The sequence below is a fragment of the Nonomuraea helvata genome, assembly GCF_039535785.1.
Lineage (GTDB): Bacteria > Actinomycetota > Actinomycetes > Streptosporangiales > Streptosporangiaceae > Nonomuraea > Nonomuraea helvata.
In genome coordinates, this window is the sequence record NZ_BAAAXV010000009.1 from 2,939,491 (window position 1) to 2,952,524 (window position 13,034).

At 69.1% G+C, this 13,034-nt stretch carries 16 protein-coding genes and 1 tRNA gene; 8 read left to right on the forward strand and 9 right to left on the reverse strand.

The window, feature by feature from the left end; all coding sequences use genetic code 11:
* The first annotated feature begins 105 nt into the window (after nucleotides 1-105).
* A complete protein-coding gene (locus ABD830_RS47100; protein WP_378520720.1) occupies nucleotides 106-1,149 on the forward strand; it encodes a D-alanyl-D-alanine carboxypeptidase family protein in 1,044 nt (347 codons plus the stop codon).
* A gap of 9 nt (nucleotides 1,150-1,158) precedes the next feature.
* Here ABD830_RS47100 and mscL read toward each other — a convergent pair whose 3' ends face one another.
* From mscL to ABD830_RS47130, 6 genes are all read right to left on the reverse strand, one after another.
* Nucleotides 1,159-1,551 carry a large conductance mechanosensitive channel protein MscL gene (gene mscL, locus ABD830_RS47105; protein WP_345001978.1) on the reverse strand — a complete coding sequence of 131 codons (393 nt, stop codon included), beginning with the start codon at nucleotides 1,549-1,551 and terminating at the stop codon, nucleotides 1,159-1,161.
* Nucleotides 1,552-1,572: 21 nt separating this feature from the next.
* Nucleotides 1,573-2,160: an RcpC/CpaB family pilus assembly protein gene (locus ABD830_RS47110; protein ID WP_345001981.1), complete on the reverse strand. Its 588-nt coding sequence runs from the start codon at nucleotides 2,158-2,160 to the stop codon at nucleotides 1,573-1,575.
* Nucleotides 2,157-2,963 (reverse strand): S-methyl-5'-thioadenosine phosphorylase, encoded by an 807-nt coding sequence (locus ABD830_RS47115; protein ID WP_345001983.1) that lies wholly within the window; start codon nucleotides 2,961-2,963, stop codon nucleotides 2,157-2,159. Before ABD830_RS47115 ends, ABD830_RS47110 begins: the two co-directional genes overlap by 4 nt.
* 100 nt (nucleotides 2,964-3,063) lie before the next feature.
* Nucleotides 3,064-3,393, reverse strand: a complete 330-nt coding sequence (locus ABD830_RS47120; protein WP_345001985.1) for an FmdB family zinc ribbon protein — start codon at nucleotides 3,391-3,393, stop codon at nucleotides 3,064-3,066.
* A gap of 43 nt (nucleotides 3,394-3,436) precedes the next feature.
* Entirely contained in the window at nucleotides 3,437-4,942 is a 1,506-nt protein-coding gene (locus ABD830_RS47125) for a potassium/proton antiporter (RefSeq protein WP_345001987.1), read from the reverse strand.
* Nucleotides 4,943-4,965: 23 nt separating this feature from the next.
* Entirely contained in the window at nucleotides 4,966-5,535 is a 570-nt protein-coding gene (locus ABD830_RS47130) for a 5-formyltetrahydrofolate cyclo-ligase (protein WP_345001989.1), read from the reverse strand.
* A gap of 24 nt (nucleotides 5,536-5,559) precedes the next feature.
* On the opposite strand from ABD830_RS47130, the gene galU reads away from it, so the two are divergent.
* The 7 genes from galU (at nucleotide 5,560) to ABD830_RS47165 (ending at nucleotide 10,126) form a co-directional block, all read left to right on the forward strand.
* Nucleotides 5,560-6,462: a UTP--glucose-1-phosphate uridylyltransferase GalU gene (galU, locus tag ABD830_RS47135; protein ID WP_345001991.1), complete on the forward strand. Its 903-nt coding sequence runs from the start codon at nucleotides 5,560-5,562 to the stop codon at nucleotides 6,460-6,462.
* Complete coding sequence (glp, locus tag ABD830_RS47140) at nucleotides 6,449-7,636, forward strand: molybdotransferase-like divisome protein Glp (RefSeq protein WP_345001993.1); 1,188 nt, start codon at nucleotides 6,449-6,451, stop codon at nucleotides 7,634-7,636. The genes galU and glp overlap by 14 nt, the downstream gene beginning before the upstream one ends.
* A complete protein-coding gene (gene moaC / locus ABD830_RS47145; protein ID WP_345001995.1) occupies nucleotides 7,633-8,118 on the forward strand; it encodes a cyclic pyranopterin monophosphate synthase MoaC in 486 nt (161 codons plus the stop codon). Before glp ends, moaC begins: the two co-directional genes overlap by 4 nt.
* Nucleotides 8,118-8,597: a MogA/MoaB family molybdenum cofactor biosynthesis protein gene (locus ABD830_RS47150; protein WP_345002260.1), complete on the forward strand. Its 480-nt coding sequence runs from the start codon at nucleotides 8,118-8,120 to the stop codon at nucleotides 8,595-8,597. Before moaC ends, ABD830_RS47150 begins: the two co-directional genes overlap by 1 nt.
* Before the next feature lie 46 nt (nucleotides 8,598-8,643).
* Nucleotides 8,644-9,297 carry a GNAT family N-acetyltransferase gene (locus ABD830_RS47155; RefSeq protein ID WP_345001997.1) on the forward strand — a complete coding sequence of 218 codons (654 nt, stop codon included), beginning with the start codon at nucleotides 8,644-8,646 and terminating at the stop codon, nucleotides 9,295-9,297.
* Between the two features lie 124 nt (nucleotides 9,298-9,421).
* On the forward strand, nucleotides 9,422-10,000 hold the full coding sequence (gene sepX / locus ABD830_RS47160; protein ID WP_345001999.1) for a divisome protein SepX/GlpR: 579 nt from the start codon (nucleotides 9,422-9,424) through the stop codon (nucleotides 9,998-10,000).
* 49 nt (nucleotides 10,001-10,049) lie between these two features.
* Nucleotides 10,050-10,126: transfer RNA gene (locus ABD830_RS47165), tRNA-Ala, on the forward strand.
* A gap of 244 nt (nucleotides 10,127-10,370) precedes the next feature.
* Here the strand turns inward: ABD830_RS47165 and ABD830_RS47170 are convergent.
* From ABD830_RS47170 to ABD830_RS47180, 3 genes are read right to left on the reverse strand one after another with little or no spacing between them, the layout of a single operon-like run.
* Nucleotides 10,371-10,880: a hypothetical protein gene (locus ABD830_RS47170; protein ID WP_345002001.1), complete on the reverse strand. Its 510-nt coding sequence runs from the start codon at nucleotides 10,878-10,880 to the stop codon at nucleotides 10,371-10,373.
* Nucleotides 10,847-12,097 (reverse strand): hypothetical protein, encoded by a 1,251-nt coding sequence (locus ABD830_RS47175; protein ID WP_345002003.1) that lies wholly within the window; start codon nucleotides 12,095-12,097, stop codon nucleotides 10,847-10,849. The genes ABD830_RS47170 and ABD830_RS47175 overlap by 34 nt, the downstream gene beginning before the upstream one ends.
* Complete coding sequence (locus ABD830_RS47180; RefSeq protein ID WP_345002005.1) at nucleotides 12,094-13,017, reverse strand: hypothetical protein; 924 nt, start codon at nucleotides 13,015-13,017, stop codon at nucleotides 12,094-12,096. The genes ABD830_RS47175 and ABD830_RS47180 overlap by 4 nt, the downstream gene beginning before the upstream one ends.
* Nucleotides 13,018-13,034 lie beyond the last annotated feature (17 nt).

Sequence of the window (13,034 nt, forward strand, 5' to 3'; positions counted from 1 at the left end):
CTCGGGGGGCTGTAGTAACGTGCGTGCCTGACCAGGGTAACGAGTTTGCAAACGGAGGAGTCGAACGTGCCAGCCCCTCGATCAGCGGGTCTGATCGCGGTTGTCATGGCGGTGGCTTCTCTTCTGGTGCCTTCCGGGCAGGGGCGCGCGCAGGCGCAGGCCGTACGGGTGCAGGAGAAGCCGGATCCCGGCAGCCTCAGCGCGCTGCGGAAAGAGGCCGAGCAGTCGGCCAAGGAGCTCGAGGACGCCACCAAGGCCCTTGAGAAGCGGCGGGCGGACATCGCCGCATCCGACAAGCAGCTGAAGGAGAAGCTGGCGGCGCTGCAGGAGCTGGAGCGGCGGGTGGCGGTGATGCGGCAGCCCGTGTCGCAGATGGCCGAGCTGCTGTATGAGCAGCCGCTCCTGGGGGACGGGATCACGCCGTTCGTGTCCGGGAGCGCGAATGAGAACACGCTGCGGGCGCTCAGCGATGTGACGCAGATCCTTTCCGTACGGCAGCAGGCTGTCGAGCAGACCAGCGCGCTCTACCAGGAGGCGGAGCGGCTGGCCGCGGAGGCGCAGGAGCTCCGCGCCGGGAACCTGCTGGCCGAGGCTCAGGAGTCGGCCGAGGTGGACACGTTGCGGCAGCGGTCGGACAAGATCGTGAAGTCGCTCACGGCGGCGCTCGTGAAGATGGGGATCAAGGTTGACAAGGTCGGGCGGGCGGCGCTGGGGTGCAACCCGCTGCGGGCGGCGACGGCCAACGAGTATCCCAATGGTCTGATTCCCAAGGCCATGCTCTGCCCGTTGCAGCAGAAGGGGTTCAGCCTGCGGGCCGACGCCACCATCGCCTTCGTGAGCCTGAACGAGGCCTATCGGCGGCGGTTCGGGAAGAGCATGTGCGTCAGGGACGCCTATCGGAGCCTGGCCGAGCAGCAGTCGATCTACTACCGGCGGCCGGGGTTCGCCGCCGTGCCAGGGCGTAGTAACCACGGGCTCGGCCTGGCCGTGGACCTGTGTGGCGGGGTGGAGAGGTCCGGGTCCACGGAGTTCGTCTGGATGGAGCGGAACTCCAAGAAGTATGGGTGGTTCCATCCCTCCTGGGCCTACACCGGCCCGTTCGAGCCATGGCACTGGGAGTATGACCCGAAGAGCAATTCGCTGCTCTAGCGGCTGGTCCTAAGCCATCTGCGCGGTGCAGAAGGCGCAGCGGGACGCCGCCTTCGGGATCTTCGACAGGCATTCGGGGCAGTCGCGGGTTCTGGACCCTATCTTGGCTGCGGTGCGGTCTCTGTGATGTTTGTACGGCCTCATCACCAGGAAGTAGATCGCTGCGGAGATCATCAGGAACGAGATGGCCGCGTTGACGAAGTGGCCGTACGTGAAGTCGGATCGGCCCACTGTGATCTTGAGTGTGGAGAAGTCGGGCAGGCCTCCGAGGGCCGAGATCAGCGGCGTGAGGACGTCGGCCACGAACGACTGCACGACCGAGGTGAAGGCCGCACCGATGGCGAACGCCGCGGCCAGGTCGATGACGCTTCCCTGCATGAGGAACCTCTTGAGTCCGTTCATGGGGGAATCGTAATCGATCGATTACGTTAAGTTGGGTTTCATGGTGATCGAGAGATGGCCGGTGGTCTGGGCCGCCGCCAGCTCTGCCGCCTGGGTGGGAGTGGTCGCCAGCACCACCAGGGCGCCGTGGGCCTCGCTCGCAGCCTGGGCCGGCGGTGGGATGGTGATGACCCGTACCTCCTCGGCCACAGGGCGGGCCGGCTGGGCTTCCTCCCACGTGGCCAGGACGGTGATCGTGGCGCCGGGGGAGAGGAGCTTCGCGGCAGCCGCGTCGGCTATGCGCACAGGTGTGGCCACCATGCCGGGCGGCAGGCGGAACGACTGGAGGAGACGGACGTCGGTCAGCGGCTCGCCCTTGCGCATGGGGCTCGCCAGCACCTGGCCCGCCGCGGCCGCGCGTACGGCGCCGGTGGGTGGATGGTTGAGCGAGGCGGGGACGAAGTCGCCCGGGCTGAGAGGGCCGGGGGACAGGTCGCGGGTCGCCACCAGGACGGTGGCCTCGGGGGTGGGGCGGGTGGCGACGAATGCGGACATGACGGCGAGGGCGGCCAGCGCCGCCGCGATGAGGCGGCGACGGCGGCCGTAGCGGGTCAGCCAGGACTGGATCACGGCAGCTCGAAGGGGAGCTTGATCCCGTCGAGGGCCGTGCCGCAGGGGCATGTGCGCTCCTCGGGCAGGGCCTGCACGGCCTCCGCCACCAGGGTGCGCATGCGCGTGACATTCTGGGCGAAGAACTCGAGGACCTCGTCGTGCGTGACGCCCTGGCCGGCCTCCACCCCGGCGTCGTGGTCGGTCACCAGGGAGAGCGACGTGTAGCAGAGGGCCAGCTCGCGGGCCAGGATCGACTCGGGGAACCCGGTCATGCCGACGATCGACCAGCCGTTGCCGGCGAACCACTGCGACTCGGCCCGGGTCGAGAAGCGCGGGCCTTCGATGACCACCAGGGTGCCGCCGTCGACGGTCTCCCAGCCGGCGGCGCGGGCGGTCTCCACCGCGGTGGCGCGGCCTGACGGGCAGTAGGGGTCGGCGAAGGAGACATGGACCGCGCCGTCGATGTCGTAATAGGTCTGTACGCGCCCTGAGGTGCGATCTACGAGCTGGTCGGGGATGACCATGGCGCCGGGGCCGTACTCCGGTCTGAGCGAGCCTACGGCGCTGGGCGCGAGCACCTGTCGGACGCCCAGGGAGCGCAGCGCCCAGAGGTTGGCGCGATAGGGGATGCGGTGCGGCGGGAAGCGATGATCTCGCCCGTGTCTGGGGATGAACGCGACGGAACGCGAGCCGATGCGTCCGACCGTGACGACATCGCTCGGGGGCCCGTAAGGCGTGGCGAGCTCGATCTCCTCCGCGTCGTCGAGCAGGGAGTAGAAGCCCGATCCGCCGATGACGCCGATGTCTGCGCGAGTGACCATGGCCGAGAGAGTAGCCGGATCGGCGGCGGGCCCGGGCGGCCCGAATCCCGTTCTGTGGATAACTCGCCATAGGTGGCCGCGCTGGGCGGCCACGCACAGGTCAGCTGGAGGCGGCGGCCGGAGCGGCGGCAGGCTTCGACGAGCTCGTGTCGGCGGACTTGCTCTCCGACTTGCTCTCCGAGGTCTTCGACGACGACGAGGAAGAAGTGGTGGAAGCCGAGGTCGAGGACGAGCGGTTGTCAGTCCGGTAGAAGCCCGAGCCCTTGAACACGATGCCGACAGCGGAGAAGACCTTCCGCAGGTTTCCCTGGCAAGCTGGGCAAACCGTCAGCGCGTCGTCGGTGAACTTCTGAACGACCTCGAGCTGCTCACCGCAGTCGTTGCAGGCGTACTGGTAGGTCGGCACGCGCTCCTCCTTCAGGTCTGGCACTCGAGGGATGCGACTGCTAATGCTAACCGATTAGGTCAAACGCCTATTCCAGTCCCCGCTCGCCGTACCAACCGGCCAGCTTGCCGCTGCGGCTCACCGCGCGCAGGCGGCGCTCCACCTGGTCGCGGCAGGAGGCCGTGGTGACCAGCAGGAGCTGGTCGTCCGCCCTGATCCTGGTGTTGCCCTCGGGTACGAACGATTTGCCGTCGCGGACGACCAGGGTCACCTGCGCGCCCGCGGGCAGGCGGAGCTCGAAGACCTCCACTCCGTGCAGCTTGGAGCCGATGGGCACCTTGACCTGCAGCAGGTCCGCCTTGAGCTCCTCCAGCGGCGCCGACTCCACCTCGAGATCGTGCGCCTCCCCAGGCGCGGCCACGCCGAGCAGCCGGGCCACGAACGGCAGCGTCGGCCCCTGGAGCAGGGTGAACACGATGACGATCACGAAGACCTCGTTGAAGATCTCCTTGGACCCTTCGACGCCGGACGCCCACGGAATGGTCGCCAGCACGATCGGGATCGCGCCGCGCAGCCCCGCCCACGACAGGAACGCCTGGTCACGCCAGGTCACGCGGCCGACCCGCAGCACCCACGACAGCAGCGAGCTCGCCATGACGGACAGCGGCCGCGCCACCAGCACGAGGACGGTGCCGGCGATCAGGCCGGGCACGATGGCCGACGGCATCTCGCTGGGGCTGGCCAGCAGACCGAGCATGACGAACAGCCCGATCTGCGCCAGCCACGCCGCGCCCTCCGCGAACCCCCTGGTCGCCGCCCGGTGCGGCAGGCGCGAATTGCCCAGGATCAACGCCGTCAGGTAGACGGCCAGGAATCCGGACCCGTGCAGCAGCACGGCGCCGCCGTACGAGACGAAGGTGAGCGACAGCACGGCGAGGGGATAGAGGCCGGAGGCGGGGAGGGCGACGCGGCGCAGCGCGTACGCGCCTGCCGGGCCGACGGCCAGGCCGACCGCGGCGCCGATGATCAGCTCGAGCGAGGTCTCCAAGAGGAACGTTCCCAGGCTCGGCGACGACTGCGAGGCCCCGCTCAGCAGCACGACCGCGATCACCGTGGGCGCGTCGTTGAAACCGGACTCCGCCTCCAGCACGCCCGCGAGCCGCGCGGGCAGCGGCAGCCTGCGCAGTACGGAGAAGACTGCGGCGGCGTCCGTGGAGGCCAGGACCGCGCCGAGGATCAGCGCCGACGTTCGGTCTATGCCGAGAAGTCCCTGTACGACCAGCGCCACCACCACGATGCTGACCGCCACGCCCACCGTCGCCAGCACCAGGGCCAAAGGGACGGAACGCCGCACATGGGACCAGTTCGTGGTGAGGCCGCCTTCGGCCAGGATCACCGCCAGCGCCGTGAGCCCGATCTGCTGGGCGAGCTGCGGATTGTCGAAGGGGATCCCGAACCCGGCCTCGCCCAGGACCAGGCCGAACCCGAGGAACACCAGCAGACTGGGCAGGCCGGTGCGGTGCGCGACGCGTACGGACGCGATGGCCGCGATGACGATCGCGGCGCCAAGAAGGAGCCAGACATCCAGCGTCATCTGGCCCCCTCTCGTACCTGCGTTCACATAAGACTAGTGAGTCCTTCTGGTGTCACGGCAAAACGGACGTGCCGGTCATGCGGCTCCGCGGGGAGATCGTCCATCAGTTCCCCCTCGTGGAGCAGCGCGACCGTCGGGACGTTGGGACCGACTCTGGCCAGGGCGCGGTCGTACGAGCCGCCGCCGCGTCCGAGCCGTACACCTGTCTTCCTGTCCACCGCCAGCGCGGGCACGATCACGAGCGCGGCAGTGCGGATGGCGTCGACGCCGCGGCGGGTGTCGACCGGCTCCATGATCCCGAAGCGGCCCGGGGCCAGCGAGTCAGGCCCGTCGTACACCGCCCAATCCAGGTCATAGTCCTCACGGAGGACGGGGAGGATAACGGTGGCTCCATGTTTCCACAGAGCGAACACGAGCCCGTGCGTCTCCGGCTCGGACCCCGTTGACCAGTAGCAGGCCACGAGACCGGCCATCTGGACCCACGGTTGGTCGAGCAGTGTTTCGCGGACCCTGATGGCGTTTGCGCGCAGTTGTTCGGGGGAGAGGGAGGCACGCGCGGAGCTCAGCTCCCGACGCAGGTTCAGCTTGTCCACAGGTACCTCCACTAGGGTCTACTCATGGCTGACTTCGACCCTGTGACGAAAGCCGTCGTGCCCGCCGCGGGTCTGGGCACCCGGTTTCTTCCGGCGACCAAGGCGACACCGAAGGAGATGTTGCCCATCGTCGACAAGCCCGCGATCCAGTATGTCGTCGAGGAGGCCGCCTCGGCGGGGCTCCTCGATGTGCTCATGGTCACCGGCAAGAATAAACGGTCCATCGAAGATCATTTCGACCGCGCGTTCGAGCTGGAGGAGGCCCTTGAGGCTAAGGGAGACGAGCACCGGCTGTCCCAGGTACGCGAGCCCGCCTCGCTGGCGACCCTTCACTACGTACGGCAGGGCGAGCCGAAGGGGCTCGGCCACGCGGTGCTCTGCGCCAAGCAGCACGTCGGTGACCATCCCTTCGCCTGTCTGCTCGGCGACGACCTGATCGACCGTCGCGACCCGCTGCTCAAGCGCATGATCGAGGTGCGTGACACGTTCGGTGGGAGCGTGATCGCGCTGATGGAGGTGCCCAAGGAGCAGGTCTCCCTGTACGGCGTCGCGACCATCGAGGCGACCGCCGAGGACGACGTCGTACGCGTGACCGATCTGGTGGAGAAGCCGCCGGCCGACGAGGCGCCGTCCAACTGGGCGATCATCGGACGTTATGTGATCGATCCGGCGGTGTTCGAGGTGCTGGAGAACACGCCGCCGGGGCGTGGAGGCGAGATCCAGCTCACCGACGCGCTGCGGACGCTCGCCGGGCGCGGCTCCTCGGAAGGCGGTCCCGTGCATGGGGTGCTGTTCCGAGGGCGCAGGTACGACACCGGTGACAAGCTCGACTATCTGCGGACGGTGGTGAAGTTCGCGGCGGATCGGGAGGATCTTGCGCCGGAGTTCCTGCCGTGGCTGCGGGAGTTCCTCGATGAAGTCGGTTGATCAGCACCTGGCTGACATCCTGGCCACCGTCCGTCCGCTGGCGCCGATCGAGCTGGAGCTGGAGCAGACTCTGGGGGCGACGCTGGCCGAGGAGGTCTCGTCGCCGGTGCCGCTGCCACCGTTCGACAACTCGGCCATGGACGGATATGCCGTACGTGCCGCCGACGTCTCGGATGTCCCCGTCACGCTGCCGGTGATCGACGATGTGGCGGCCGGTTCCATGGAGCTGCGGGCCGTGGGTCCCGGGCATGCCGTACGGATCATGACCGGCGCTCCCATGCCTGCCGGGGCCGATGCCGTGGTGCCGGTGGAGTGGACGGACGGGGGGACGGTCTCCGTACGGATCACACGTCCGGCGAGCGCCGGCAACGCGATCCGGCGGGCAGGGGAGGACGTAGGGGCCGGCGAGGTCGTTCTCAAACCGGGCACGGTGATCGGGCCGGCCCAGCTCGGGATCATCGCCGGGGTGGGGCGGCGGCGGGTCTGGGCGCGGCCCCGGCCCCGGGTCGTCGTCATCTCGACGGGCGCGGAGCTGGTCGAGCCGGGCGGCCCGCTGGCTCCCGGGCAGATCTGGGACTCCAACAGCTTCACGCTGACCGCGGCCGTGCGCGAGGCGGGAGGCGAGGGGTTCCGGGCGGGGTCCGTCGGGGACGATCCGGCGGTGCTGCTCGACCGGCTCGACACGCATCTGGTACGGGCCGATGCGATCATCACCAGCGGCGGGGTGTCCATGGGGGCGTACGAGCCGGTCAAGGAGGCTCTGTCGCCGCTGGGGACGGTCCGGTTCGAGAAGGTGGCGATGCAGCCGGGGATGCCGCAGGGGTTCGGCGTGCTGGGGGAGGACCAGGTGCCGATCTTCGCGCTGCCCGGCAACCCGGTGTCGTCTTTCGTGTCTTTCATGCTGTTCGTACGTCCGGCGCTCGACAGGATGCGCGGGCTTCCCGCGGAGGTGCCGGAGGCGGTCACCGCTCGCGTCACCGGGCCGTTGCGGTCGCCTGCGGGGCGCCGGTCGTTCCTGCGCGGAGTGCTGGCCTCCGACGGCACGGTGACGCCGGTGCACGGGCAGGGTTCGCACCAGCTCGCCGCCCTGGCCGCGGCGAACGCGCTGATCGTGGTGGCCGAGGACGTGACCGAAGTGCCCGAGGGGTCGATGGTAAAGGTGATTCCGCTGTGAGTGAGCAGAGTGGGCTGACCCATGTCGATGAGACAGGGGCCGCTCGCATGGTGGACGTGTCCGCCAAGGACGTGTCGGCCCGGACTGCCACGGCCACCGGACGGGTGCTGCTGTCCGGCGAGGTCGTGTCGCTGCTGCGCTCTGGCGAGGTGCCCAAGGGGGACGCGCTGGGGGTGGCGCGGATCGCGGGGATCATGGGTGCGAAACGGACGCCCGACCTGATCCCGCTCTGCCATCCGATCGCGCTGCACGGGGTCAAGGTCACGCTGGACGTCGAGGACTGGGGCGTGGCGATCACCTGCCGGGTGAAGACGGCCGACCGCACCGGGGTGGAGATGGAGGCGTTGACGGCGGTCTCGGTGGCGGCGCTGGCGCTGTTCGACATGGTCAAGGCGGTGGATCCGGGCGCGGTGATCACCGATGTGCGGGTGGAGGAGAAGCTGGGCGGCAAGACCGGTCGCTGGAGCAGGGACGCGACGTGATGCGGGCGCTCGTGATCACCGTGTCGAACCGGGCGTCCGCCGGGATTTATGCCGACAAATCCGGTCCACTCCTCGCCGATCTGCTCCATCGTGAGGCGGGCTGCGAGGTCGTGGACGGCCCCCTGGTGGTGCCCGACGGGGAGGCGGTCGAAGGCGCCCTTCGTGACGGGGTGGCGGAGGGATACGACGTCATCGTGACCACCGGAGGGACCGGGCTGACCCCCATGGACCTGACGCCGGAGATGACCGCCCGGGTAATTTCTCGGGAAATTCCCGGTATAGCCGAGGCCATCCGGCTGGCGAACCGGGACAAGGTCCCTGCCTCCGTGCTGTCCAGAGGTCTCGCAGGCCAGGCAGGTGACACGTTGATCGTGAATCTGCCCGGATCGTCCGGTGGCGTACGCGATGGCGTCGCCGTACTCGCGCCGATTCTCCAGCACGCGGTCGATCAGGTTCGGGGCGGCGATCACCCGCGCTGACCTCGATTCCGTGATCCGTGGCGACATCATGCCCGATGGGGGGATGATGAGTGGTGTGGATCGACTTCGTGGCTGGCCGGCGACACTGAACGACGGTCCGGTAGGCCTCCGGCCGCTGCGGCTGGGCGATGTGCGCGTGTGGCGCGAGACGCGGCTGCGCAATGCCGACTGGCTACGTCCTTGGGAGCCGAGCAACCCCGAGACTCCGCTGTTCAGGACCGGCCTCGGGCCCTACGTCTCCATGGTCGGCACCCTGCGCCGCGAGGCGAGGCAGGGCCTGGCGATGCCGTGGGTGATCACGTACGGGGGGCGCTTCGCGGGGCAGCTGACCGTCGGCGCGATCGTGTGGGGGTCGGCCCGCTCCGCCCAGGTCGGCTACTGGATCGACGGCGCGCTGGCCGGCAAGGGCATCACCCCCACCGCCCTCGCCATGGCCGTCGACCACTGCTTCTTCACCACGGGGCTGCATCGGCTCGAGGCGAACATCCGTCCCGAGAACCAGGCCAGCCGTCGGGTGGTTGAAAAGCTCGGATTTCGGGAAGAAGGCATTCGGCGGCGCCAACTCCACATCGACGGGGCCTGGCGCGACCACATCTGCTACGCGCTGACCGTCGAGGACGTTCCCGGCGGGCTTCTCGTGCAGTGGCGTCGCGCCCGTGAGTCAGCCGCTCATGGAGGGTCTCCCGTCGAAGAGGTTTGACGATCTCGCGACACACCGCACCGAATGCTCGTCAATTAGTGACACGCGGTCTTACGGTGCGTGACGTGAGCACATTGAAGGCGCGACGAGCAGACTCGCGTCTTTGTGCTGCCCGGAGGTGGCCGTGAGCAGCGTCCTCCTCTATCTGGCCATCGTCGTGATGTGGCTTTGTGTCCTGATTCCGATGTGGCTGCGCAGAGACAAGACCAACCTCGCCGAGCTGGCCGAGCTCGAAGAGCACTACACCGGCGAGCATCAGCTTCCCGACCTCGACAATCTGGGCCCTTCGGACGCGGACGAGGACGACGGGGCCGAGGTGGAGAAGGTCGACGTGCGCCAGTTCCGGCTCCGGCGCCGCGCCATCATTGTGGCCCGTCGGCGGCGGCTCCTGTTCTTCACGGCCCTGCTGGTCCTGGCCTCGATCGTGACGGCCGCGGTCAAGATGATCCCGTGGTGGGGCGTGGCGCCCTCTGTCGTCGTCATGTTCGCGTACGCGGCCTTTCTCCGCATCGCCGTACAAGTGGACCGGGAACGGCGCGAACGCGCCCGCCGGATGCGCGCGGAACGGCTGCGGCGGGCCCGTGAACAGCGGCGGGCGGCGGACGAGGCCGCCCAGGCGGAGATCATCGATCTCACGACGCTGCATCCGGACGTTCTGTTCGATCAGTACGCTGAGCCGCCCAAGCGGGCAGTGGGTGACTGAAAGGGTGGCGCGAGGACCCTCAGGAGTTTGCTAATCTGGTCGAGTCCTTGGGGATGTAGCGCAGTCCGGTAGCGCACTTCGTTCGCATCGAAGGGGTCAGGGGTTCGAATCCCCTCATCTCCACCAGGGGCCGTTCTTGAAACGGCCGGACTGAGGTTGACGGGATCCCGTCTGATCATCGAGATCAGGCGGGATCTTGTCGTTTCAGGAGTTTCCGAATCAGGTTCGTCCCGGTTTGGGGACCGCAGTGCGGGTGTCCGGGAAGGCCAGGGTGGTGTCAGGCCGCTGGTGGAGGACAGAGATCCGGCCGTTGGGCATGGCGAAGCCGACGGTGAGCGGGGCGCTGCGGCAGGGTGGCGGGTTTTGCGGCTTATGGGGTGGGTGGTGGCCTGCTCTGGCCGGCGGATGGTGTGTCGTCGAAGGGCTGGGCTGGAGTCTGCGGAGTGTCAGCGAGTGTGACGGGCTCGTCGTGGGGCTCGTGGATGTGGCGCCACTGGTCGAGGAAGTGGTCGTTGGCGACGGTGACGAGCAGCGCGATCAGGATGGTCTGGGCGACGCGGCCGTGGGCGAGCCGGTTCTTGGCATTGCCGAGGTCGAGGTCGTGTCCCTTGAGTCTGCCGTTGATGCCTTCGGTGTTGGCCCGGACAGACTTGTAGGTCCCGATCCAGGCGGAACTCAGGTAGGCCAGGTCTTGGCGGAACTTGTCGAGGTGGCCGAGATCGTCCTTGCGGACGGTGATGGTGTGCTGGCTGCAGATCTTCGGCAGTTGGTCGGCCTTCAGATCAGGTTGTGGCGGCAGGATGCGGGGTTTGGCCGCGGGGTGGGCGGCTCGCTGCCGGGCGTCGGTCAGGTCGACTGCGGTGGGGCGGCCGCTGGGCACTGGTAGCGGACGGTGCCGTCTGCGTTCGCGCTCTGTTTGAGGCGCAGCAAGTACGGCTCTCGCGCGGCGATCAACGCGGTGAGCTCTTGCGATGGTGTGCGGATGGCGGCGTCGTCCAGGCCGGTGGTGGCGTGGGCAAGCCTGTCGGGCGTCAGCGGGCAGGCTGGGGAGCCGTCGATGAGCGGGCTGTCGTGGACGCTGCCCTGCACTCCCCGCTGCTCCACTTTGAAATCGAGTGCGAGCCGGTAGCCGAGTTCGCGTGCTGGCTGAGCGAAGTGGCCAGGTTGCTGGTCGGTGTAGGCGCGGTCGGCGACGGCGAAGCCGGTGGGAAAGCCGAGCGTGGCCAGGGGTTTGAGGGTGGCGATGGCGTTGGCGCCGATGCGTTTGTGCGGGGTGTCGAGGACCAGGCCGAGCGCCAGTTGCGGGAAGGAGCCGAGTGCCGGGCGGGTGCGGGCGGCGACGGTGAGGGTGGCGCTGTAGCCGTACTCGGGTGGGCCGTTGCCGGCCGAGTGGTGCCAGCCAGCGGTGATCTCGGTGGAGGCGATGAGTTCCCCGGTGGAGCGGCGGGTTCGGGGTGGGCGGGCGAAGACTGGGGTGGCGGTGGTGTCGATGCCGACGTCGCCGCGGAAGTGGTGGAGGTAGCCGCGGCCTTTGGCCCAGTGCACTGGGGTGAGAACCAGCGCGGTGGCGATGTCCTGCAGCAGTTCCCGCTTGCGCGAGTGTGCTGGGTCGTCGTCCTCCCAGGCGGTGGCCAGCGTGTCGGCCTGCTGCTGGGGCAGGCGGGCGCGCCGATCGTGGCGGGCTGGATCCAGCACGGTGGTCAGCCGGTCGAAGGCCCGGTAGAAGCGGCGCGAGGAGGCGAGCACCTGGTGGACATCTGCGGGGTTGATGTCGGGCAGGCCGAGCCGATGGCGTGCGACGGCGCTCAGACAGAACGCGGCGATCCGCCAGGCCTTGATGAGAGTGGCTTTGCCGGTGTGGTTGATGGACAGCAGCAGGCAGGTCAGCACTGCGGCGATGGGCAGCCCGGGCGGGCCGGGCCTCGGGCCGAGCTCGTCGTCGATCAGCGGCAGGATGCCGGAGTCGTCCAGCAGCCGGGCGTAGTGACCGACGACGGCGTTGGGGATCTGTGCCGTCTGCTTGGCAGGAGGCCGAGGCCGGGTGGCTCGGGCTCGGGTGGTGCGCGGCGGCCAGGCGCGTGGCTTCGCCGTACTCACATGGCGCGGCCGCGCAGCAGCGCGACCGCGGTGGGCTCGTCCAAAGCGGGGACGAAATGTTGGTAGCGGGCCAGTGCGGAGGTGCTCATTCCGGCCGCGGCGGCCACGACTCCCAGATCGATGCGGGCGCTCAGCAGTTCGACGATCCAGGAGGAGCGCAGCCGGCGCACCGACAGGGCGGGCAGGCCGCCGGTCGGGGTGTGGCGGGCGGTCCAGGAGCTGAACAGGTTCTTGGCGTGCCGGGCGGCGCGCCCGGGCCGGAACACGAACCGGTCGTCGGGCTGGTCGGCGGCGTGGGCCAGGACGTTCTGCCAGGCGGCGCGGCAGACGATCAACCGGTCTGTGCCGGGGACGGTGACCACGACCGCGCCGGAGTCCAGGCGGCGCAGATGCCCGGTTTGGACGGCGGCCACCTCACCGGAGGTCAGGCCGCAGCCGCAGGCGAGTGCCATCAACGCCAGCGCGTCGCTTCTGGCTTGGCTGGGCAGGGGTTCGGCCCAGCCGCGGAGGCGGCCGAGCTGGGCGGGCGAGTAGGGCGGGCTGACCGTCTTGGGGGCCGTCATCGGTGGCGGCGCCTGTTCGCCGCGTTCCAGCCAGGCCAGTGTGGCGCGCATGTGCCGCAGCCAGCTGCGGTAGGTCTGTGCCGAACTCGGGGCCAGGTCGGTGCAGCCGGTCAGGATGAACGCGTCGATTGTCTCGTGCCGCAGCCACACTTCCGGGTCATCGGGGAGTCCGGAGCGGTGACACCACACGGCCAGCCGGGTGGTCGCGGTGAGCAGCCGTTGCACCCGGTAGGGGGAGCGGTCGGCGCTGGCGGCGACCAGCATCCGCACGTGCCCGGCGATCTGTTCCCATTCCGGCGGGGCCTGTTGTGGCCGGTAGCTGGTGATCGTGGCGGAGGTTTCCGCGTCGAGGGTCACACCCCATCCATAGCGGC

Coding starts and splice junctions, on each gene's coding strand:
- ABD830_RS47100 (WP_378520720.1), top strand. CDS start 106: ATGGCGGTGGCTTCTCTTCTGGTGCCTTCCGGGCAGGGGCGCGCGCAG.
- mscL (WP_345001978.1), bottom strand. CDS start 1,551: ATGAACGGACTCAAGAGGTTCCTCATGCAGGGAAGCGTCATCGACCTG.
- ABD830_RS47115 (WP_345001983.1), bottom strand. CDS start 2,963: ATGGTCACTCGCGCAGACATCGGCGTCATCGGCGGATCGGGCTTCTAC.
- ABD830_RS47125 (WP_345001987.1), bottom strand. CDS start 4,942: ATGACGCTGGATGTCTGGCTCCTTCTTGGCGCCGCGATCGTCATCGCG.
- galU (WP_345001991.1), top strand. CDS start 5,560: ATGGCTGACTTCGACCCTGTGACGAAAGCCGTCGTGCCCGCCGCGGGT.
- glp (WP_345001993.1), top strand. CDS start 6,449: ATGAAGTCGGTTGATCAGCACCTGGCTGACATCCTGGCCACCGTCCGT.
- ABD830_RS47150 (WP_345002260.1), top strand. CDS start 8,118: ATGCGGGCGCTCGTGATCACCGTGTCGAACCGGGCGTCCGCCGGGATT.
- ABD830_RS47155 (WP_345001997.1), top strand. CDS start 8,644: ATGAGTGGTGTGGATCGACTTCGTGGCTGGCCGGCGACACTGAACGAC.